Below are 22,169 nucleotides of genomic sequence, written 5' to 3' on the forward strand. Positions count from 1 at the left end.
ATGCCAGATAGGGGACGAACGTCAGCCGAAGCCCGCCCCGCGAGGCGCACCGCGCGGCGTAAGCGCCATGACCTTGAACAATTCGCCCATCTGGTCCGGTCCGATCAGCCGGTCGCGCGCGCGGGCAAGCTCCTCGGTGCGATCCGGGGCACGTTGTGCAAGCGCCTGCGCGCGCAGGTCTATTCCCATTGCGCTCAGCCACGCCCCTTGCGTGGCAGTATTGACAGCGAGGCCTGCGCGTCTCGCCATTTCCCCGAGAGTCGCAAAATCGACCAGCGCGGTAAGGTCCATTTCGCCCGGAGCATCGAATACGCCCACTCTCTTATGCGCGCGGACGGCTTGCAACGTCTCGCCGGTCTGCGACGTGAGATAACCGTAATCGATGAACAGTGCAGCGCCGCCCTGAATGTCGATCCGGCGGGCAATCTCTTCGACCGTGGCGGCGGCGGCGGGACAGGTTTCGATCACCGTACCGATGGGATGGCTGCGGTGATGTTCGGGCACGGCATCGTCCATCGGGCTGCGCCCGGCGGCGAAGACGACACGGTCGTCTTCGAGAGCGACCATCCGTTCGCGCCAGCCCCGCTCCGTCATGACAAGCTGCCGGATCGGCAGCGCGTCGAGAAATTCATTAGCCACGATGTAAAGCGGCCGGTCTTCGGGAAGGGTATCGATACTGTCGTGGAACTGTGCCTGGCTTAGCGTGTCGGCCTGCAGTTTCCGCAGGGCCTCAGACCCCTCGACCAGATGGACCGGGGGAGCGATTCCCTGGCTGGCCATCGCCCTCAAGGCGTCGCGTGCCAGCGTCCCGCGTCCGGGACCCAGCTCGACATAGGTAGCATCGGGCCGACCCGAGCGGTTCCAGAGATCGGCCAGCCACAATCCCACCATCTCCCCGAACATCTGGCTGATTTCGGGCGCGGTAGTAAAATCGCCTGCGCTGCCAAGAGGATCGCGAGCCGCATAATAGCGCGCATTGTTTTCGCCCATGTAACGCGACACGGGCATGGGCCCGTGTCGCTCTATCAACCGGCGAAAGGTAGCGGCGAGGTCGGTTGAGGACCCGGCGCCGCTCATGCCGTCTGGGGTGTGGTCGAGCCTTTTGTCCCGCCGACCGGAGGTTTGACTAAGGCATAGATCATCACCGCCACGCCGACTGCGATCATTGGAAGGCTAAGCCACTGGCCCTGGCTGAGGCCTGTTTCGGCCACCCGGTAGGCAAGATGGGCGTCGGGCTCGCGGAAAAACTCGTTTATGAAACGCCCGGCACCCATTCCGATCGTGAACAGTCCGACCAGTAGGCCCGCACGATAACGTGCCCGTGTCGTCCAGAAGAGCGCGATCAGCAGCACGCCGAGCAGCAATCCTTCCAGCCCCGCCTGATAGAGCTGGCTCGGGTGGCGGGCGATCTCGCCACCACCGGGAAAGACCATCGCCCAAGCGAGATCGCCTTCGACCGGGCGGCCGTAGAGCTCGCCATTGATGAAATTGGCGATCCGGCCAAGCATGTAACCGATCGGAACGTTGACCGCGATGTAATCGCATACGCGCAGCCAGTTCAGCGCGCCGCGCCAGGCAACCCAGGTGATGGCGACGAGCACGCCAATCACCCCGCCGTGGAAGCTCATTCCGCCGTTCCAGAGCTGGAACAGCTCTACACCGCCGAAAAGGTCGGGCTGATAGAACGCGGCATAGCCCAATCGGCCGCCAATGATCACGCCCAGTGTGCAGTAGAAGAACAGATCGTCGGCATGGCGCTGCGCCATCGGCGCGCCGGGCGATTTGATCATTTTCGACAAATGCCAATAGGCGAACAGAATCGCCAGCAGATAGGCCAGCGAGTAATAGCGCAGCTGGAAGCTGCCGATCTCGAACAGATAGGGGCGCAGGCCCAGTTCCGCCCACTGGATCGGTTCGGATGCAGCCGCAGTCGCAGCCAGTAGTGACAGCAAGGTCTTATCCCCTTAGAGAATATCGAAAGCCGCATCGCGCGACCCGTCTCGGGGGCGGCTTTTGGCATAGCAGGCCTTTTGGGGAAAGCCTGTCTCGCACTGTTCCCAGCTTATGGCGGGAACGGGGCGATTTTGCCCGCGCTCGTCAATGGAGAGGACCAGACACGAAAATGCCGACCGATCTCGACAAGGATATCCATCGCTTCACCGCCGCCGTGACTGCACCGGGCCAGATGTTCGAAACCACCCCCATCGAACGCCGCGGCGTGGAGATGCCCGCCTTCAAGAACGCACCGCCCAGCCTGGCGCATTATTTCGCGCATTTCGCCAATGAGAAGAAGGACGACCTTTTCATCGTCGATGGCGAGCTGCGATTGACCTTCGGACAAGTCTATGGCGCCGCGGCATGCGTTGCGCATGGTCTGGTAACGAAGCACGGATTGAAGAAGGGAGACCGCGTCGGCATCGCAGCGCGCAATTCCGTCAACTGGATACTGGCCTATATGGGCACGCTGATGGCGGGCGGCTGCGCCACTTTGCTCAACGGCTGGTGGACCGGCGAGGAAATGGCCTACGGCATCGACCTGTGCGAATGTTCGCTGGTGCTTGCCGATCCGCAGCGCGCCAAACGGATGGAAGGCCAGGACATCAAGTCGAAGATCGTCGTGTTCGATCATGGCGTCCCTTCGGAAGGGCTTGCCCCGATCTGGGCGGAAGGCGACACCGCAATGCAGATGCTGGGCCAGATCGGGCCTGACGATCTCGCCACCATTCTCTATACCTCCGGATCGACCGGCAATCCCAAGGGTGCCTATTCCGATCATCTCGGTGTCGTGTCCGGCACCATGAACTATGTCGCGCAGACCGCGATGATCCTCCAGATCCTGACCGAGCGCGGCGAGGCGCCGACCGTCCAGCCGAGCGCGCTTGTTGCGGTGCCATTGTTCCACGTCACCGGCGAAGTGCCGCTGTTTCTCCAGAGCTTCGCGCTCGGGCGCAAGCTGGTGCTCATGCCCAAATGGGATGCGCGCGAGGCGCTCAGACTTCTCGACGAGGAAAAGATCACCTATTTCGTTGGCGTTCCCCTGATGAGCTACGAAATGGCAACGCATCCGGAACGCGACCAGTTCGACCTGTCGCAGTGCAAGAGCTTTGCCGCAGGCGGCGCCCCGCGTCCGCCCGAGCATGTAACCAAGATCAAGGAGGCCTTCCCTAACGGTTTTCCGTTGCTCGGCTATGGCCTTACCGAAACGAACGCGGTCGGCTGCGGCAATCTCAACGAGAATTACATGGCGAAACCCGGTTCGACCGGCATGCCCTCCAAGCCGCTGGTCGACATGGCCATCCTCGACGATGACGGCAACAAGCTGGCAACGGGCGAAGTGGGCGAAGTCTGCATCCGGTCCGTTGCCAATTTCCTCGGATACTGGAAGAACGACAAGGCGACAGAAGCGGCTTACACCAAGGATGCCTATTTTCGCACGGGCGACCTGGGTTATCTCGATGAAGACGAGTATCTCTTCATCGTCGATCGCAAGAAGGACATCATCATCCGCGGCGGCGAGAATATCTCCTGTATCGAGGTGGAAGAAGCGATCTATGCGCATCCGGCAGTTGCGGAATGCAGCGTGTTCGGCGTTCCCGACGAACGGTTCGGTGAAATCCCGGCGGCGGTCTATTTCACCCATGAAGGCAAGGATCTGAGCCCCGAAGAACTGCAGGATTTCCTGCGCGAGCATATCGCGGCTTTCAAGGTTCCCGCCCACGTCTGGCATTCGAGTGACCACCTGCCGCGCCTCGGTACGCAGAAGGTCGACAAGCGCAGCGTGAAATCCACCTACGCCCAGAGTATCACCGCCGCTTGACCGAACCTGTCATCACCGACCAGCGCGCGATCTTCGACCGGCGCGAAATTGCTTCCCGGATCGAAGCGCTGGTCGAGGAGCATGGAAATTCGTCGCGCCAGCCGGTCGTCGAGCTGCTGAAGCAGGCACTCGACCGGGGGCGCGGCGAAATGGAGCGGCGTCTGGAAGAGCATCCGTCAGCGGGTCATGCCGTGGCCGGCGGCTATTCCTTTCTCGTCGACCAGCTCGTTCGCGTAATCCACGAATACGTCACCCAGCACACCTATCCCAACCCCAATCGCAGCGCCGGCGAACGGCTCGCGGTCATGGCCGTCGGCGGATATGGCCGCAGCGAAATGGCGCCATATTCGGATGTCGACATCGCCTTCCTCGTGGGGGAACGGCGGAACGCCTGGTGCGAGCAGGTGGTCGAAGCCATGCTCTATCTGATGTGGGACCTTGGCCTCAAGATCGGCCATTCCACCCGTACTCTCGACGAGGCGATCCGGCTGGCGAAGGACGACCTTACCATCCGTACCGCATTGCTCGAGGGGCGCTATGTCTGGGGCGATCGTTCGCTCTACGATGAAGGAGAGCAGCGCTATACGCGCGAGGTCGTCAGAGGCAGCGAGCAGGCGTTCCTGACGCAGAAGCTGGAAGAGCGAAACGCGCGCCACAAGCGCATGGGCGACAGCCGCTATGTCGTCGAACCCAATGTGAAGGACGGCAAGGGCGGCCTGCGCGATTTGCAGACGCTCTACTGGATCGGGAAGTTCATCCACCGCGTCTCCAGCGCCTCCGAACTCGTCGATGCCGGTCTGATGACGGATGCGGAATACCGCAGCTTCCGCCGGGCGGAGCGTTTCCTGCTCGCCGTGCGGTGCCACATGCATATCCTTACCGGGCGTACCGAGGACCGATTGACCTTCGATCTTCAGCGGCAAGTGGCCGAGCGCATGAATTACGCGGACCGCCCCGGCAAGAGCGCGGTCGAACGGTTCATGCAGTTCTATTTCATGCAGGCGAAGCGCGTGGGCAGCCTGACGGGCGTGTTTCTCGCCCATATCGAGGACGATCTTGCCCAGCGATCTGCGCGGAAAGGGTTTTTCGCCGGGTTCAAGCCCAAGCCGCGCATGGTGAAGGGATACCGGGTCTTCGGAGGGCGTATCGCCGCGCCTTCGGACGACTGGTTTGCCAGGGATCCCGTGCGGCTGATCGAGATATTCCAGATTGCGGAAGCCGAAGGTCTCGAAATTCACCCCGAGACCATGCGGCAGGCCAACAGGGATGCCAAATTGATCGATCAGGCGGTGCGCGAAGACCCGCGTGCCAACGCCATATTCCTCGACCTGCTGTGCGGGCGGAACGATCCCGAGCTGGTGCTGCGCTGGATGAACGAGGCGGGCGTTTTCGGCCGGTTCGTGCCGGATTTCGGCAGGGTCAATGCGCAGATGCAGTTCGATATGTATCACCACTACACAGTGGATGAACACACCATCCGCGCGATCGGCCTGCTCAACAAGATCGAGAAGGGCGAGCTCAAGCACGATCATCCGCGTGCTTCGCGGCTGATCCACAAGGTAGGCTCGCGCCGGGTCGCCTATGTTGCGGTCCTGCTGCACGATATCGCCAAGGGGCGCGGCGGCGATCATTCGGTACTGGGTGCGGATGTGGCGCAGGAATTGTGCCCTCGGTTCGGCTTGTCGGAGAGCGAAACGGAACTCGTCGCCTGGCTGGTACTGAACCACTTGCTGATGAGCCATACCGCACAGAAGCGCGACCTCACCGATCCCAAGACGATCGAGGACTATGTGGCGCAGGTGCAGAGCATCGAGCGTCTGCGCCACCTCGCCATTCTCACGGCGGTCGATATCCGGGCAGTCGGGCCGGGCACGTGGAACAGCTGGAAGGGCCAACTGCTGGGCGAACTCTACGATGCGTCTTCGGAAAGGCTCCGGCTCGGCCACATGAGGCAAGGGCGCGCAGAGAAGGTAGCCGCGAAGAAGGCGCAGGTCGCCGACCTCCTGGAAGAAAAAGCAGCCCTAGTGGAGGAGTTCGGCATAGCGCTCGACGATGCCTACTGGATCGCGGAACCGGTCGATATCATCGCACTCAATCTCGTGCATTATGCTGCGGCGCGCGAGCAGGAACACCAGCTATCGGTGCACTGCGAATTCTACGAAGCGCGCGGCGCGACCTTGGTAACCGTGATTGCTGCGGACCATCCGGGCCTTTTCTACCGGATTGCGGGCGGTATCCACCTCGCCGGAGGGAACATCATCGATGCGCGCATTCACACCACGCGATCCGGCTGGGCGCTCGACAACTTCCTCGTGCAGGACCCGCATGGTGCACCATTCCGCGAAGAACAACAGCTCGACCGGCTGAAGAAAAGCATTGCCGATGCGCTTGCCAACCGGATCGACCTGACACCCAGGCTGGCTCAGAGGCCATTGCCGCACAGCAGGTCGAAGGCCTTCGATGTGAGCCCCCGTGTATTGTTCGACAACAAGGCTTCGAACCGGTTTACGGTGATCGAGGTCAATGCCCGCGACCGACCGGCGCTGCTCAATCGCCTTGCCCGCGTGTTGTTCGAGCACCGGCTGGTGGTCCATTCGGCCCATATCACCAATTACGGCGAACGTGCGGTCGATACATTCTACGTAACGGACCTGACGGGCGATAAACTGGCCGAGGGCGAACGCCAGAACCGGCTCGAAGCGAGGCTTGCAGAGGCGGCAGGTGATGCAATGCAGGCACGGTTGGAAGACGCTTAGCATACGTTTGCAGGAACATTGTTGCACTTGGGTTGCGAATCAGCCACTGATTATTGCGAGAGATAAACAGAGGAGAGGGTTTCCCGATGAGGAAGACTAAGCATTCGTTGCGCACACTCGCCATTCTGGGCGCTGGCTTCACCTTGCTGCCCCAGGTGGCGATGGCACAGGAAGTCGCCGAAGAAGGCGACATGGTCGACAATGCGGACGTAGATGACGGGGCGCCCGTGATCGTCGTGACCGCACAGGGGCGCGAGCAGGTTCTGGCCGATGTTCCGGTCGCGATTTCCGCCGTATCTTCCGAGACATTGGAAAATTCCGGCACCAGCGACATTCGTGAACTCAACCAGGTTGCACCGTCGCTGCTCGTTTCTTCGACCGGTAACGAGGCCAATGGCTCCGCCCGTATCCGCGGCATCGGCACAGTAGGTGACAACCCGGGCCTCGAAAGCTCGGTCGCGGTCTTCGTCGATGGCGTCTATCGTTCGCGTTCAGGCAATGCCCTGTCCGAACTCGGACCGCTTGACCGCATCGAAATCCTGCGCGGTCCTCAGGGAACTCTGGGTGGTCGCAACGCATCTGCCGGTCTTATCTCGATTTACACCGCCGAACCCGAATTCAACTTCGGCGGCTATGCCGATTTCACCTACGGGAATTTCGACGCCATTCGTGTAGAAGGCGGCGTAAACGCCCCCCTCGGCGAGACAGTCGCCGCAAGGATCGATGGGGTATTTTTCCAGCGCGACGGTTTTTACAACGACGTGGTCAACGATACGGACGTCAACAATCGTGACCGTTATCTCGTGCGCGCGCAGGCCCTTTTCGAGCCCAGCGAGGATATCAGCTTCCGCTTGGTCGGAGACTATTCCAAGAAGGACGAGGCTTGCTGCGCCGCGACTTTCGTACAGCCCGAGGTTGCCCCGCTTGCGCGCGTTTCGCCCGGTCTGGATCCCTTCGCCCGTCCCGTGCCAGGCTCCCCGGCGCTGACGAGCACCAGCAACCCGATTACCAATATCCTGCTCGGCCTCGGGCAGAACCCGGCGGCCCTCAACCAGTCGACCTATAATCGGGATATCTATGTCACCCCTGGCCGCAGCTATGCCGGCGAAACCGAGGACTACGGCATTTCCGGCGAATTGAACTGGAGCCTGGGCAATGCCACGCTCACTTCGATCACCGCCTATCGCGAATATTCCAACACGCAGGGTTCGGATACCGATTATACGCAGGTGGATATTCTCTATCGCGAGCCCGGCAACAATGCCGGCGCGCGCGAGTTCGGTACCTTCACGCAGGAACTCCGGCTCAACGGCACTGCCTTCAATGACCGCCTCGACTGGCTGATCGGCGGCTATTACGCTAACGAAGAGCTGCAGGTGCGCGACAACCTGCGCTTCGGCGACCAGTATGGCACATTCGTGAGCTGCCGTATCGCCCTGGCAATCAATCCGGCTCTTGCAAATCCGTCCGAGCAGGATTGCCTCGGCGCCTTCGGGCGTGGCGCACTGCAGGCGGCCAATGGCGGCGCAGGAGCGTTCGGCGCGGCTACGCCGGTTATCCTTCAGGGCATCACCAATTTGTCGAATGTCAACGATCTTGGCGGCACCGGAGATGTTTACAATCAAACGAGCGAAAATTTCGCGTTTTTCACGCACAATATCTTCCACATCACCGACACGCTCGATCTTACCCTTGGCCTGCGTTACACCAGCGAAACCAAGGATTTCGACGCGACATTCAGCAACGACAACGTCATCTGCCCGCAGAACCGCGCACTTCTTTCGGGCCTTTTGGCAACGCCCCTTGCGGGTCTTGCCGGCGGCCTGATCGCCCTGTCGTGCCAGGGTAACTCGACTGCCGAGCTGGATGGCGTCTCCATCGCCGACACGCGTGACGAGAACGAATTTACCGGAACCGCGGTGTTGAGCTGGAAACCGGTCGACGATCTCATGGTCTATGGCTCCTATTCGCGTGGCTACAAGGCGGGCGGTTTCAACCTCGACCGTTCGGCGCTCGGCAACCCGGTGACCTTTAACGTCGCGAACATCGATCCTGCCTCGCTGCAGTTCGATGAAGAGACGGTCGATGCCTTTGAAATCGGCCTCAAGTATTCAGAGCGACTCTGGGGTTTCGGGCTCACCGCTTTCCGGCAGGAGTTCAGCAATTTCCAGCTGAATACCTTCAACGGGTCGGTCTTCCTCGTGCAGAACATCAATGGCTGTGACGACGATCTTGGCGGGCTGGATCGGGATGCAAGTCCCGCAACGGGCGCCTGCGATCCGGACAGTGTCGGGCCCGGCGTGATTTCACAGGGTGTTGAATTCGAAACGAGCCTGAGCCCGACGCGCAATGTGAATATGACGATGGGCATTACCTACGCTGACACGAGTTATGAGGATAATCTCGTCGGCAGCGATTCGGGTGCCCCTCTCGACCCGGCGCTCCGCCTGCTTCCCGGCGATAATCTGTCGAACGCTCCCGAATGGGTTGCTACCAGCTCGTTCACATGGACCCCGGATATCGGAAATTCGGGCATGAAGGGTCTGGTCTTCATCAATGGTCGCATGACCGGCGATTACAATACCGGTTCCGACCTGTTGTACGGCAAGGAACAGGACGGTTACATCGTAGTGAACGGACGCATCGGTCTGACCAACATTGCGGATCGTTTCTCGATCGAAGGCTGGGTGCAGAACATGTTCGACGAGGACTACACCCAGGTGGCCTTCAACACGCCGTTCATTGCCCCGCAGCAGACCTATTCTGCGTTCCTTGCGGAGCCGCGGACCTATGGTGTGACGGTGCGGGCCGAATTCTAACTTGATCCCGGATCTGGAGAGGAAAGGGGCGCCCTTCGGGTGCCCCTTTTTAGTTGGCTGGCCGTTCGCCAAATAGCGCTGTTCCGACACGAATATGCGTTGCGCCGAGCATGATCGCGGTTTCGTAATCGCCGCTCATGCCCATGCTCCGACCTTCCAGACCGTGATCGCGCGCCAGCTTGTCGAGCAGCGCAAAGAACGGGGCCGGTTCGATATCGGCAGGCGGCAGACACATCAAACCTGCGAGAGGAATTTCCGCATCGCGCGCCTGCGCAAGCAGGGCGGGCAGTTCGCTGACCGGGCAACCGCCTTTTTGCGGTTCATCACCGATATCTACCTGCACAAAGCATGGTACTTGCCGGTCGGTCTTGTCGAATGCTTTAGCCAGCGCCTTGACGAGGCTGGGCCGGTCCAGAGAATGGATCACATCGAATAATGCCGCAGCATCTTCCGCCTTGTTCGATTGCAGTTGGCCGACGAGGTGAAGCTGCACCCCGGGATGTCGCTCCCGCAGCGCGGGCCATTTCTCCTGCGCTTCCTGCACGCGGTTCTCGCCGAAGTGGCGATGACCCTCGAACAGAAGCGGTTCGACCGCAGAAGCAGGATGTCGCTTGCTGACCGCGATCAATGTCACCTCATCCGCGCCGCGCCGCGCCCGGCGGCAGGCCTCCCGGATTTTTTGCTGTACGCTGTGGAGCGGTGTGTCTGCCTTTTCCATCGCCCCGCGCTATAGCGTGTGCATGTCCTCGCACCAGACCCTTCCCCTGCTATGGCTGCTTTCCGATGCACGCAACGACACCGTGCTGCAGGATTCCCTCAAGGCGATGCCCCGTGACTCCGGGTTCGTTTTTCGCCACTATCATCTGGAATCCGAAGCGCGCCGGCATCGCTTCGATGAACTTTCGAAATGCGCTCGTGAGATGGGACACGTGGTCATTCTCTCGGGTGAGGAGGATTGGGGCGCCGACGGGACCTATGGCGATGTCAGGCGCGCAGGGCCCGGATTGCGTCTGGCGACAGCGCATAATGAGGACGAGTTACGCAGGGCAGCCCAGGTGGAGGCGGATGCGATTTTCCTGTCTCCCGTCTTCGCGACTGCATCGCATCCCGATGCGCCGACGCTCGGCATAAAGGGATTTCACGCTCTGGCGCAGCAATCGCCCGTACCGGTCATTGCCCTCGGCGGCATGACGCATGAGCGGGCCCGTGAACTCCACTGGCCGCGTTGGGGTGCGATCGACGGTCTCGCCTCGACGAAGAGCGCTTGACCTCGGACTCTCCGAGGATTCATAATGTAGTTCAGGCGGCAGAAGGGAAATTCGAGATGGCAACGCGCGCAGGCGCCAAACCGGATTGGCGCGCGGCTTTTCGCCGCTCGCTGAGGCGTGCCATACATATGGTCGGCGCGGGCGCGCTGTTTGCGCTGCTGTTGTTCCTGTCCCTGGCGCTTGTCAGCTACACCCAAACCGATCCCAGCGCTTCAACCGCTGCATCTGGCGCAGATATCGCAAACTGGATGGGGGCGAGTGGGGCCTGGACCGCAGATCAATCCTACCTGTGGTTCGGATTGCCGGCACTCCTGCTCTTGCCGCTGCTTTGGATTTCTGCGCGCAGGCTGTGGACCGGAGTCGAAGACCCCGACGAGGAAGAAACCCCGGGGAAATGGTGGAGCCCGTTCGCCATGCTCCTCCTCGCGATGGTCCTGCTCGGCACGGTCATCTCATTGCTCTTCAAAGGAAGCCCCGGGCCATTCCCTGCGGGCGGCGGGGGGACTGCCGGCCTTCTCGGCGCGGGGAGCATCGAAGCCATTGCCACCCGGTTCGGCGGCGATTTCTCGGGCTGGATCATTGCTGCGCTCGGACTTGCTGCGCTTGGTGGTGGGCTTGCGCTCGTCACAAGGGTTTTCGCCATCGACTGGGTGCAATTCTTCACCTTGCCGGAATTCCTCAAACGGCGCACGCCCTTGTCGGACATTGATCTTCCGCTAGCCCCCAAGAAGCAGAAGCGGGCGAAACAACCGCCGGCCGAACAGGCCGAGGAAGACGAGCCGGTACGCGCCCCGCGCCGCGTGCCCGAGATCGCAGACCCCATTTCAGCGCCTGCGACTTCCGTTGCGGCCAAGCCCAGCCAGCGCGATATGTTCGCCAATTATCAATTGCCGAGCCATGAACTGCTGGCCGACCAGCCGGAGCAGAAGGTCGCAAAGCTGGACAAGATTGCGCTGGAGCGAAACGCGCGCCTGCTGGAGAACGTACTCGACGATTTCAATGTGAAAGGCGAGATTACCGCCGTTCGCGCAGGTCCGGTCGTGACCATGTACGAACTCGAGCCCGCGCCGGGCATCAAGGCCAGCCGCGTCGTCGGGCTTGCGGAAGACATCGCCCGCAACATGAGTGCGATCAGCGCACGCGTCAGTCCTATCCCCGGCAAGACGGTGATTGGGATCGAACTGCCCAATGCCGACCGCCAGATGGTCAGTTACAAGGAACTGGCGACTTCGAGCGCCTTCGTCGATCACAAGGGCAGCCTGCCGATGATCCTCGGCAAGGATATTGCGGGCGAACCGATCATCGCCGACCTTGCCGCCATGCCGCACCTGCTCGTTGCCGGTACGACGGGTTCGGGCAAATCGGTTGGGTTGAACGCAATCCTGCTGTCTTTGCTCTATCGTTTCACGCCCGACGAATGCCGCCTGATCCTGATCGATCCCAAGGTGCTGGAACTCAAGACCTACGACGACATTCCGCATCTCCTCAGCCCGGTGGTCACCGAACCGGCCAAATCGGTCCGCGCGCTCAAATGGGCGGTGGAGGAGATGGAAAAGCGCTACCGGATGATGAGTAGCGTCAATTCCCGAAATATCGCGGGCTTCAACGAGAAGGTCAAAAAGGCCATCGAGAAGGGCAGCCCGCTCGGCCGTCGCGTGCAGACGGGTTTCGATCCGGAAACGGGTGAGGAACTCTACGAAGAAGAACAGCTCGATTACGAACCGCTGCCTTTGATAGTACTGATTGTCGACGAACTGGCCGACCTGATGGTCACCGTGGGCAAGGAAATCGAAGTTCTGATCCAACGCCTCTCACAGAAGAGCCGCGCAGCAGGCATCCATCTGATCATGGCGACACAGCGCCCCTCTGTCGATGTCATCACCGGCGTGATCAAGGCCAACCTGCCTACCCGCATTAGCTTCAAGGTGACCAGCCGGATCGACAGCCGCACGATCCTCGGCGAGCAGGGGGCGGAACAGCTGCTGGGCAAGGGAGACATGCTCTACAAGCCGAATACCGGGGCGGTCGTGCGGGTTCACGGTCCTTTCGTGGCCGACGACGAGGTCGAGCGTGTTGCCGATCACTGGCGCGAACAGGGCAAGCCGGACTATGTCGATGCCGTGACCGAGGAACCGGAGGATGGCGGGTTCAATTTCGAAGACGAATTCACCGCTTCCGACAATCCGGAAGAGCGCAAGTATCGCCAGGCCTGCCAGATCGTGATCGAAAACCAGAAAGCTTCGGGCAGCTGGCTACAGCGCCAGATGGGCGTGGGTTACAACACCGCGGCCAAGTGGATCGAGCGAATGGAATCGGAAGGATTGGTCGGACCGGCAAACCATGTCGGCCGCCGCGAGATATTCCGCGACCAGGACGGAAACCCGATCTAAAGAGCGCCGATGAACGTCAACGCTGCAGATCCATCCGCCGATGAAGAGGCCGAACGTGCCGCACGCTGGGTATTTTCCCCGATCGGGCGCGCAATCGCTCCATTGCGCCAGTATTGGCGCAACAGGGTGCGATCGGGAGTAGATCACCAGGACGTTGTCGCAAAGATTGCGACCGAATGCCCGGCTACGCCACGTTACATTCTGATGGTGATGATGTCGGCCGGGATAGCAATTCTCGGACTGCTGCTGTCCTCCCCGGCAGTAGTGATCGGCGCCATGCTTCTCTCGCCTCTGATGAGTCCGATCCTCGGGGTCGGATTCGCCCTGGCAACGGGCAAGCAAAAGTGGCTGAAGATCAGCGCTCGGTCACTTGCACTTGGCAGCATTGCGGCCGTGTTGTTCGCGGCGCTCATCGTGGTGGTTTCACCTCTGCAAACTGTTACCGAGGAAATCGCGGCGCGTACGCGGCCCAACCTGTTCGATCTGATGGTGGCGCTGTTTTCCTCGATCGCGGGCTCCTACGCCATGATCCGGGGACGCGAGGGGACGATCGTCGGCGTGGCGATCGCGACTGCGCTGATGCCGCCCCTTGCCGTAGTCGGGTTCGGTCTTGCGACCTTTAACTGGACGGTGTTCTTCGGGGCCCTGGGCCTGTTCTTCACGAACTTCCTCGCCATAGCTTTGACCGCAACGATCATGGCGCGTCTCTATGGCTTCCGGACCACCCTTTCCAGCAGGCAGGGCTGGTTCCAGAACTTCGGCATTTTCGCTATTCTGGTAGCTCTCGCCATCCCGCTTGGCCTGTCTCTCCGGCAAATCGCCTGGGAGGCCAATGCACAGCGGATCGTCACCAATGTCGTTCAGGCCGAATTCGGAGAGCGCGCAAGGATCAGCGAACAATCTATCGACTGGGACAGCGATCCTCTGAACATAACGGCGACGGTCCTAACCCCCGAATTCGATACCGATGCCAATGAGGATATCGACCGCGTTCTGCGTCAGCGGCTGGGCACGAACCTGACGGTGAGGATCGAGCAATTCCGCGTCGGTGCCGATCCCGGCGCAGCGGAACAGGCAGAGCTCGCGCGTGCCCGCGCGGCAGAACAGGCTGCTGCGACCGAACGCCAGATTGCCGCAATGATCGAACGCATGGCGATGGCCGCAGGGGTCGAGCGCGGGGATGTGCTGGTCGACCGGGAGACACGCAGGGTATCGGCGGCGGCAAGGCCACTGCCCGGCCTGTCGCTTGCTGGATATCGTGAACTCGAACAACGCGTCGCCGACAAGACTCCCGGATGGACGGTCCATTTGCGGCCTCCTCCTCAAAGGCTCCCCGAGATCGGCCTGGACGAAGAAGGAATTACCGATCGGGGCGCAGTTGCAGAACGCACAATTTCCTGGGCCGCAAGGCGAATCGGGCTGCCTCTGGTCCTGCGCGGACCCGAGAAGGAAACCGAAGAACTGGCGATCCGTTTGCGGGATGCCGGGATCGAGATTTCGCAAGTCCAGAGCGTCGAAGCCGACAGTATCGAAATCGAATGGGCTGCGCTGCCGCAATAAGCTTGCGAGTGGTTTTGCCGTGCTTGCAGGGCGATGGTATCACTTGTAACGGCCCGGCGCAGAGAAGGAGTATTCCCCATGCGCATCGGTTGTCCCAAGGAAATCAAGAACCATGAATATCGCGTCGGTCTGACACCGGAGAGCGCGAAGGAACTGATCGTTCAGGGCAACGAGGTTTGGATCGAGACGCAGGCCGGAAGCGGTATCGATGCGACCGACCAGCAATATATCGAAGCAGGCGCGAAAATCGTCGATACGCCCGATGAAATCTTCGCCGAATGCGAAATGGTGGTAAAGGTCAAGGAACCGCAGGCGGGCGAGCGCAAGAAACTGCGCGAAGGCCAGATCCTTTACACCTATCTCCATCTTGCGCCCGATGCCGCGCAGACCAGGGATCTCGTCGAAAGCGGCGTGACCGCAATCGCCTACGAAACCGTCACCGGGCCGCGCGGCCAGCTTCCCCTCCTCAAGCCCATGAGCCAGGTCGCCGGGCGGATGAGCGTGCAGGCGGGCGCGACGGCGCTGGAAAAGGCGCATGGCGGACGCGGCGTACTGCTTGGCGGCGTACCCGGCGTGATGCCGGGCAAGGTCGTGGTGATCGGCGGCGGCGTGGTCGGTTTCAACGCGGCGCAAATGGCGGTCGGGCTGGGTGCCGATGTAACCATCCTCGACCGCGATCCCGATGTGCTGGAAAAGGTCGGCACGCATTTCGAAGCGCGCGCCGCAACACGCTTTTCGAACCAGGCGAACCTTCACGATGCCGTGTGCGGGGCAGACCTCGTCATCGGCGCCGTGCTGATTCCGGGCGCCGCCGCACCCAAGCTGATCACGCGCGAGATGCTCAAGGACATGCAGAAGGGCGCGGTCCTCGTCGACGTGGCGATCGACCAGGGTGGCTGCTTCGAGACCTCCAAGCCCACCACGCATGCTGAACCGACCTATATCGTTGACGATATCGTGCACTATTGCGTTGCAAATATGCCTGGCGCAGTGGCGCGCACTAGTACCTATGCCCTCAACAACGTTACCCTGCCCCACGCCCTTCGAATCGCGCGCATGGGCTGGAAGAATGCCATGGCCAACGATCCCCACCTGGCCGCGGGGCTGAACGTCCATAAAGGCGAGGTGACCTATGAGGCTGTGGCGCAGGAGTTGAATTACGATTACCGTCCGGTAGCCGAGGTGCTCTCCAGCAAGGGTTAACGCCTCAGCGTATTTCGGTAACCTTCCTTTAAGTGCCGCCATGTAAACGGCAGCAATGGGCGGGGTGCTCTCCATACCGATTATGCGCGTGATGCGCCTCATCTGTATCGCCTTCTTGGCGATGCAGTTGCTTGCGGCATCGCCTGTTTCAGCGCGTGAACCCTTCCCTGCCGGATCCATCTGCCATACCTCCGACAAGAGTTCAGTCGGAGTTGAGGTGCGCGCGGTCGACGCTGCAGGCTGGACCTGCGAAGGAGCGAAATTCGACTGGGAGCAGGAACGGCACTTCATCCGCTTCGATTTCGAAAAGGGGCCATGGTCGAAGAAACCGCCGCATTTCATAGAGTTCGACCGTTATCCGTTTGAAAAACTCACCATTATCGCGCTGGGCAGTGACGGAGGGCATGCCACCCGTGTTTACACCTTCAGGGATACACAGTTAGGCACCTCGAGCCTGAAGTCGCTTGCCGAGCTACCCCGGCTGGACGAACCGACCGAAGCCATGGTGATGGTCCTCGACAACGGCAACTGGCCCGAAGCTCTGGTTGAAGGCGAATTGGTTGTCGAACCCTCGGTGCGCGCAACGGCCGGGGTAATCCATCTTTTCGCAGCGCTATTATGCGGCCTGTTCCTCGCCCCGATGATCTTCGATTTCGTATTCTTCAGGGCGCTTCGTGAGAATTTTCCTCTGTTCCATGCCGCATTCTGCATCATGGCTTCGTTGCAGACCGCGGCAGTCTCCGGCCTGCTTCCGCTCGTTTCGGGACTGTCTTTCGAGGCCGAGCTGATCATTACCTATCTCAGCCTCGATCTGATGGTGATCGCGACTTTCCTGTTCGCGTTGAATTTTGTCGAGCCCCTGCACCTGACCCGAGGACACAGGAAGATATTAGTGGGAATGGTGGCGCTGACGCTACTCAACGGGCTGTCGACCACGCTTTTTCCCGAAGCATTCGGATTATGGATCGACCACGTCTATTTTGGCGTATTCCTGATCCTTCTTGCCGCCTATTTCGCCATCTTGGGGCAAGCGCGACGGCACGGCAGCAAGATGGCGCCGTACCTTATCCTCGGCTTTGCGCCTCTCGCCTCGATCGTCGTCATTCAGGCGATCAGTGTATATCTGCCGGTGCTAGGTCTCGAATTCGATGAAACCTGGCCGCAGAACTTCGCCCTGTTGTTCGAAGTCGTCGCGACGGCCCTAGCGGTCGCCGAACGCTTCATGACTCTGCGCCGCGAACGCGACAAGGCACTTATGGCAGCTCGCGATCTCGAAGTTCTGAGCGAATTGGACGATCTTACCGGCTTGCTCAATCGGCGTGCACTAGAGGCGCGCTATGCCGATCTGGTTCGCCAGGGATTCCATGCGATGGCTGTGGTCGATCTGGATCAATTCAAAGCGATCAACGACAAGTTGGGGCATCCCGTCGGCGACCGCGTAATCCGCAGCGCGGCCTGGGCACTCAGCCCCGGGGACGAGGAAGATCTCATCGCTTTCCGCATCGGGGGCGAAGAATTCCTCCTCCTCTTGCGCGGCAAGGATGCGGCGCAAAAGGCGGAAGGCCGCCGAAAGGCCGTCACCGCACGCATCATGGCCGAGGTGGACGAAGTCCAATTCCCCGTCACGGCCAGCATGGGCTATCTTGATTTCAAGGCCATCGCCGCAGAGCCCGAAGCGAATTTCGAGACGCTCTACGCCCAGGGCGACCGATTGCTCTATGCGGCGAAATGCGCGGGACGTAACCGGACCCATTCCGAGACTCTGGGAGAGGTAGAGGCTCTCGCCGAACATCCCCGCCCGGCCGCAGCCTAGCCGTCAGGAACGAAAGGGGCCGAGTATCTCCGGCCTCACGCGGACCAGCCGCTGGGTTTGACGATCCAGCATGGCCCAGGTCGTGGCGGCAGAAACAATCACCTTGCCTGCCTCGTTGCGGAAGTCGACACGGCGTATCGAAGTCGCCCCGCGCGGCCCTCCCTCAATCCAGGTCTCGCCGGTGACGTTCTCCCCCTCGGATATGTTCCCGCGGTAATCGATTTCGTGCCTCGTCACGACCCAGAAGAACTGGGCGCTGTCTTCCGGTCGTGCCGCACTCTCCCAGTGCGCCACGGCAATATCCTGGATCCAGCGGACCCAGACCGTATTGTTGACGTGCCCGAGCTCGTCGATGTGCTCGGGCCTTGCCCTAAATCTTTGCTGGTACTTCGAGCTCAATCCGCTTCGCCCATCTGCCAGAGAATGAAGGCATACTCCTCGGCCACTTCGTAGATCGATGCGAAACGTCCCGATTTGCCGCCATGTCCCGCGCCCATATTGGTCTTGAGCAGCAATTCGTTATCGTCGGTCTTCAGTTCGCGCAGCTTGGCGACCCATTTGGCGGGCTCCCAATAGGTTACGCGCGGATCGTTGAGACCGGCGGTTACGAGCAGCGGCGGATAGTCCTGTGCGACCACCTGGTCATAGGGACTGTACGACAGGATATAGGCGAAGGCCTGCTTGCTCTCGATCGGATTTCCCCATTCGGGCCATTCGCCCGGCGTCAGCGGCAGGTCCTTGTCGAGCATGGTGCTCAGCACATCGACGAAGGGGACATGCGCCACAACCGCACCCCAGAGCTCGGGATTGGTGTTGACCACCACTCCCATCAGTTCGCCCCCGGCAGAACCGCCACTCGCGCTGATCTTGCCCTGCTTCGTGTACCCCTTCGCGATCAGTCCCTTTGCCACATCGACAAAATCGTTGAAGGTGTTGGTACGCTCGTTGAGCTTGCCCTGCAGATACCAGTTCCGGCCCAGATCGTCGCCGCCGCGGATATGCGCGATGGCGAAGGCATAGCCGCGATCCACCAGGCTCAGGCGCGTGGTCGAGAAGCTGGGAGGATATGCGAAACCGTAGGCGCCATATGCATAGAGATGCAGCGGCCCGCCCTGTTCGCGATCCTTCCGGCTGACGATCGAGACGGGGATCATCGTTCCATCACGCGCGGCAATTTCTATGCGTTCGACCTCGTAAAGGTTGGCATCGTAGCCGCTCGGTATTTCCTGCTGCTTCAGCAGTTCCAGTTCGCCTGTCGCGACATGATAATCATAGACCGAGTCCGGCGTGACCATGCTGGCGTAGGACAGGCGCAGTCTGTCCTGATCGTATTCCGGATTGTTGGAAAGGCCGGTCGAAAAGCTGGCCTCGGTGAAGGCCACCGGCTTCACCAGATTGGGATCGGCGTAGCTCCGGAGCTGGATTTGGTCGAGGCCTCGCAGGCGACCTTCGGTTACGTAGAAGTCCTTGAACAGTTCGAAGCCGTCGAGATAGAATTCGTCCGAACCCGCTATCAGCGTGGTCCAATCGCCGGGATTGTCGAGGCTCGCAGTGGCGAGGCGGAAATTCACATGATCGTCGTTGGTGTGGATGTAGAGTGTGCCGTCGCGCACATCGACATCGTATTCGCGGCCCTTGATGCGCGGAGAAATGAGGATCTGCTCACCGGTCGGATCGTCTGCCCGCACGAGGCGTACCTCGCTCGTTTCGTTGTCCCCGGTTCCAATGATCAGCCAGTCTTCCTGTGCGGACAAGCCGGTGCCCACCCCGAAACTTTCGTCGGCTTCCGTGTAGATCTCGATATCTTCGGACGCCGGAGTGCCGAGGTAGTGGACCTTCGCGTTGAGCGTGCGCCAGTTTTCATTGGCTTCGCCGTAAACGAGTGCCTTGTCGTTCGCGACCCAGGTGAGATTTGTGCGGATGCCGGGGATTTCGTCGGCCAGCAATTCGCCGGTTTCGAGATCCTTGATGCGCGCAGTATAGCGTTCCGACCCGTTGGTATCCGTGGAATAGGCGAGATAACGCCCGTCCTGCGAAATCGAGAAAGCGCCGAGGCGGAAATAGTCGTGACCCTCGGCCATCCCGTTTTCGTCGAGGATCAAGACCGGATCGCCCCCGGAAACAGGCTTGCGGTAATGCTTCCGATACTCCTTGCCTTCCTCGAATTCCGACCAGTAAAGCCATTCTCCGCGGCGCTGCGGGACAGTGGAATCGTCCTCCTTCACACGCGCTTTCATTTCCTCGTACAGCTCGTCGACCAGCGCCTGTTGCGGCGCCATGCGCGTTTCGAACCAGGCATTTTCCGCCTTCAGATGATCGAGCACATCTTCGTCGTCGATCGTCGGATAGCTCTGGTCCTTCAGCCAGTGATAGGGATCGGAGATGGTGATCCCGTGGTGCGTGTAGCTGTAGTCGCGCTTCTCGGCAGTGGGCGGAGAGGTGGGTGAGGTCACGGAGTTCCCTTCGCTATTCTGGGCATATGCAGGCGCGGCGAATGCCAGCGTTGCGGCAGATAGGCACGCAGCCAGTCGAATGAAAGTCACGGATGGTCCCTCCTCATGCGGCGCAAAGGTGGAAAGAGAGGCCGCAATTCCCTATTGATGGGGAGCGATTATGCGCGGCACCAAGCCGCGACAAGCGCCGCTTCGCCCAAATGCCGAGCGGCCCCGACGAAAGGATTCTTCCCAATGCTGATGCAGACACATGAAGCCCGCCTCGATGCGCTGCGCACCGAACTCGACAAGCGCGGCCTTCATGGCTTCGTAATTCCGATCTCCGACGAGCATATGAGCGAATATGTCGGCTCCTATGCCCAGCGCCTCCACTGGCTGACCGGCTTCGGCGGCAGCGCGGGCAGCGCCGTCGTGCTGAAGGACAGGGCGGCGATGTTCACCGATGGGCGTTACACCGTCCAGGTGCGCGAGCAGGTGGACGGCAAGCTCTACGATTACGAAGATGTGCCTGCGACTTCGCCCGCCAAATGGATCGCCGCACATGCGCCGAAAGGGGCGAAAATCGGCTACGATGCCTGGCTTCACGGCATTGAATGGGCGGAAGAAGCGCAGAAGCTCTTCACGAAGAAGGGTATCGAACTGGTTCCGGTCGACGGCAATCCGATCGATGCGGTCTGGGCCGACCGTCCGCAGCCTTCGCTTGCAGCCGCCGTGCCGCATGACGACAAGTTCGCAGGTCGTTCCAGCGCCGACAAGCGCGCGGAGATCGCCGACTGGCTCAAGCAGGAAGGGTATGACGCCACGGTTATCACCGCGCTCGATTCGGTCGCCTGGGTGCTCAACATGCGCGGTGCCGATGTCGACAATACGCCCGTCGCGCTGTCCTACGTGCTCGCCCATGCCGATGGCACGGCGGAGCTATTCATAGCCCCTGAAAAGGTGACCCCCGAACTGACCAAGCACCTCGGCAATGCCGTCAGCGTGCGGGACCGGGCCGATTTCCAGCCTGCGCTTGCAGGTCTCCAGGGCAAGACCGTCGCGGTCGATCCCAATCACGCAGTGGCGGGCATTTTCCACGCGCTCGAACAGGGCGGCGCGAAGGTGGTGCGCGATGCCGATCCGGCAGTGCTTCCCAAGGCGATCAAGAATCCCGCGGAACAGCAGGGCCACCGCGACGCGCAGGCGCGCGACGGTGCGGCTGTCGTGAAATATTTGCGCTGGATCGCGGAAAACGCGCCCTCGGGCGAGGTGGACGAACTCACTGCGGCGGCCAAGCTTCGCGAATTTCGCGGCCTGAGCCCGGATATGAAGGATACCAGTTTCGACACCATCAGCGCCGCAGCCGGCCATGCCGCGCTGCCGCACTACAAGGTGGACGAAGACAGCAATATCAAGATCCCGCCGTCGAGCATCTATCTGTGCGATTCGGGCGGGCAGTATCCCGACGGCACGACCGACATCACCCGTACCGTGTGGGTTGGTCCGGGTGAGCCCACCGCCGAAATGGTCGATCGCAATACCCGCGTCCTCAAGGGCCATATCGAGCTCGACCTTGCGCGTTTCCCGGACAAGACATCGGGCGGCGCGCTGGATGCTCTTGCGCGCATGCACCTGTGGCAGGCCGGGGTCGATTACGGCCATGGCACCGGCCACGGTGTGGGCAGCTATCTCTCCGTTCACGAGGGTCCGCAGCGTATCTCTAAGCCGGGCGGCGCATTTCCCGGCACCGAAACTCCATTGCAGGAGGGCATGATCCTTTCGAATGAGCCGGGCTATTACAAAGCAGGCGAATTCGGCATCCGGATCGAGAACCTGGTGCTTGTCATCGATGCGAAGATAGATGGCAGCGAAGGCAAGTACCTCACCTTCGAAACGCTGACGCATGTCCCGCTCGATCGCCGGCTGGTCGACAAATCGATGCTTACCGACCGTGAAATAGCGTGGTGGAACGACTATCACGCGAAAACGCGCGAGATCCTGGCGCCGCAGCTCGAGGGCGAGGATCTTGCCTGGCTCGAACGCGAATGTCAGCCCTTGTAGGACGGCATTTGTTCACGTAACGTTCCGCTGGTCGCGAGTCGTTTTCCAAG

14 protein-coding genes are annotated in these 22,169 nt (G+C 60.8%); 9 read left to right on the forward strand and 5 right to left on the reverse strand.

The genetic code is table 11. The features are described from left to right. Window positions 1-21: 21 nt before the first annotated feature. On the reverse strand, window positions 22-1,077 hold the full coding sequence (locus K3180_RS10430) for a class I SAM-dependent methyltransferase (protein WP_221540635.1): 1,056 nt from the start codon (window positions 1,075-1,077) through the stop codon (window positions 22-24). Next, entirely contained in the window at window positions 1,074-1,952 is an 879-nt protein-coding gene (lgt, locus tag K3180_RS10435; protein ID WP_221540637.1) for a prolipoprotein diacylglyceryl transferase, read from the reverse strand. The genes K3180_RS10430 and lgt overlap by 4 nt, the downstream gene beginning before the upstream one ends. A 170-nt stretch (window positions 1,953-2,122) precedes the next feature. Between lgt and K3180_RS10440 the strand changes: the two genes are divergently transcribed. The 3 genes from K3180_RS10440 to K3180_RS10450 all read left to right on the forward strand — a co-directional run bounded on the left by K3180_RS10440 (window position 2,123) and on the right by K3180_RS10450 (window position 9,392). Continuing rightward, window positions 2,123-3,817 (forward strand): class I adenylate-forming enzyme family protein, encoded by a 1,695-nt coding sequence (locus K3180_RS10440; protein ID WP_221540639.1) that lies wholly within the window; start codon window positions 2,123-2,125, stop codon window positions 3,815-3,817. Further along, window positions 3,814-6,573 carry a [protein-PII] uridylyltransferase gene (locus K3180_RS10445; protein WP_221540641.1) on the forward strand — a complete coding sequence of 920 codons (2,760 nt, stop codon included), beginning with the start codon at window positions 3,814-3,816 and terminating at the stop codon, window positions 6,571-6,573. The genes K3180_RS10440 and K3180_RS10445 overlap by 4 nt, the downstream gene beginning before the upstream one ends. 86 nt (window positions 6,574-6,659) lie before the next feature. Further along, window positions 6,660-9,392 carry a TonB-dependent receptor gene (locus tag K3180_RS10450; RefSeq protein ID WP_221540643.1) on the forward strand — a complete coding sequence of 911 codons (2,733 nt, stop codon included), beginning with the start codon at window positions 6,660-6,662 and terminating at the stop codon, window positions 9,390-9,392. Window positions 9,393-9,441: 49 nt separating this feature from the next. Here K3180_RS10450 and K3180_RS10455 read toward each other — a convergent pair whose 3' ends face one another. Next, complete coding sequence (locus tag K3180_RS10455; RefSeq protein WP_221540644.1) at window positions 9,442-10,110, reverse strand: YggS family pyridoxal phosphate-dependent enzyme; 669 nt, start codon at window positions 10,108-10,110, stop codon at window positions 9,442-9,444. Between the two features lie 22 nt (window positions 10,111-10,132). Between K3180_RS10455 and K3180_RS10460 the strand changes: the two genes are divergently transcribed. The 5 genes from K3180_RS10460 to K3180_RS10480 all read left to right on the forward strand — a co-directional run bounded on the left by K3180_RS10460 (window position 10,133) and on the right by K3180_RS10480 (window position 17,626). Beyond that, on the forward strand, window positions 10,133-10,660 hold the full coding sequence (locus K3180_RS10460) for a thiamine phosphate synthase (protein WP_221540646.1): 528 nt from the start codon (window positions 10,133-10,135) through the stop codon (window positions 10,658-10,660). Window positions 10,661-10,716: 56 nt separating this feature from the next. Continuing rightward, a complete protein-coding gene (locus K3180_RS10465) occupies window positions 10,717-13,050 on the forward strand; it encodes an FtsK/SpoIIIE family DNA translocase (RefSeq protein ID WP_221540648.1) in 2,334 nt (777 codons plus the stop codon). A 9-nt stretch (window positions 13,051-13,059) separates the two neighbouring features. Further along, window positions 13,060-14,610 (forward strand): DUF389 domain-containing protein, encoded by a 1,551-nt coding sequence (locus K3180_RS10470; protein WP_221540650.1) that lies wholly within the window; start codon window positions 13,060-13,062, stop codon window positions 14,608-14,610. A 78-nt stretch (window positions 14,611-14,688) separates the two neighbouring features. Continuing rightward, a complete protein-coding gene (gene ald / locus K3180_RS10475; RefSeq protein WP_221540652.1) occupies window positions 14,689-15,813 on the forward strand; it encodes an alanine dehydrogenase in 1,125 nt (374 codons plus the stop codon). 91 nt (window positions 15,814-15,904) lie between these two features. Further along, window positions 15,905-17,626: a sensor domain-containing diguanylate cyclase gene (locus K3180_RS10480; protein WP_221540654.1), complete on the forward strand. Its 1,722-nt coding sequence runs from the start codon at window positions 15,905-15,907 to the stop codon at window positions 17,624-17,626. A gap of 3 nt (window positions 17,627-17,629) precedes the next feature. Here the strand turns inward: K3180_RS10480 and K3180_RS10485 are convergent, their stop codons facing one another. After that, window positions 17,630-18,025 carry an acyl-CoA thioesterase gene (locus K3180_RS10485; RefSeq protein WP_221540656.1) on the reverse strand — a complete coding sequence of 132 codons (396 nt, stop codon included), beginning with the start codon at window positions 18,023-18,025 and terminating at the stop codon, window positions 17,630-17,632. Further along, complete coding sequence (locus tag K3180_RS10490; RefSeq protein ID WP_425594524.1) at window positions 18,022-20,127, reverse strand: S9 family peptidase; 2,106 nt, start codon at window positions 20,125-20,127, stop codon at window positions 18,022-18,024. Before K3180_RS10490 ends, K3180_RS10485 begins: the two co-directional genes overlap by 4 nt. A 186-nt stretch (window positions 20,128-20,313) precedes the next feature. Here K3180_RS10490 and K3180_RS10495 point away from each other — a divergent pair, with 186 nt between their 5' ends. Then, a complete protein-coding gene (locus K3180_RS10495) occupies window positions 20,314-22,119 on the forward strand; it encodes an aminopeptidase P family protein (RefSeq protein ID WP_221540658.1) in 1,806 nt (601 codons plus the stop codon). Window positions 22,120-22,169 lie beyond the last annotated feature (50 nt).

The sequence above is a fragment of the Qipengyuania huizhouensis genome, from assembly GCF_019711635.1.
In the GTDB taxonomy this organism is placed as follows: domain Bacteria; phylum Pseudomonadota; class Alphaproteobacteria; order Sphingomonadales; family Sphingomonadaceae; genus Qipengyuania; species Qipengyuania huizhouensis.

What these genes read in the sequence shown, in the direction of transcription:
- K3180_RS10460 (WP_221540646.1), top strand. Translation starts at nt 10,133, where the DNA reads ATGTCCTCGCACCAGACCCTTCCCCTGCTATGGCTGCTTTCCGATGCA.
- K3180_RS10450 (WP_221540643.1), top strand. Translation starts at nt 6,660, where the DNA reads ATGAGGAAGACTAAGCATTCGTTGCGCACACTCGCCATTCTGGGCGCT.
- K3180_RS10495 (WP_221540658.1), top strand. Translation starts at nt 20,314, where the DNA reads ATGCTGATGCAGACACATGAAGCCCGCCTCGATGCGCTGCGCACCGAA.
- K3180_RS10465 (WP_221540648.1), top strand. Translation starts at nt 10,717, where the DNA reads ATGGCAACGCGCGCAGGCGCCAAACCGGATTGGCGCGCGGCTTTTCGC.
- K3180_RS10455 (WP_221540644.1), bottom strand. Translation starts at nt 10,110, where the DNA reads ATGGAAAAGGCAGACACACCGCTCCACAGCGTACAGCAAAAAATCCGG.
- K3180_RS10430 (WP_221540635.1), bottom strand. Translation starts at nt 1,077, where the DNA reads ATGAGCGGCGCCGGGTCCTCAACCGACCTCGCCGCTACCTTTCGCCGG.
- K3180_RS10440 (WP_221540639.1), top strand. Translation starts at nt 2,123, where the DNA reads ATGCCGACCGATCTCGACAAGGATATCCATCGCTTCACCGCCGCCGTG.
- K3180_RS10480 (WP_221540654.1), top strand. Translation starts at nt 15,905, where the DNA reads ATGCGCCTCATCTGTATCGCCTTCTTGGCGATGCAGTTGCTTGCGGCA.
- K3180_RS10470 (WP_221540650.1), top strand. Translation starts at nt 13,060, where the DNA reads ATGAACGTCAACGCTGCAGATCCATCCGCCGATGAAGAGGCCGAACGT.
- ald (WP_221540652.1), top strand. Translation starts at nt 14,689, where the DNA reads ATGCGCATCGGTTGTCCCAAGGAAATCAAGAACCATGAATATCGCGTC.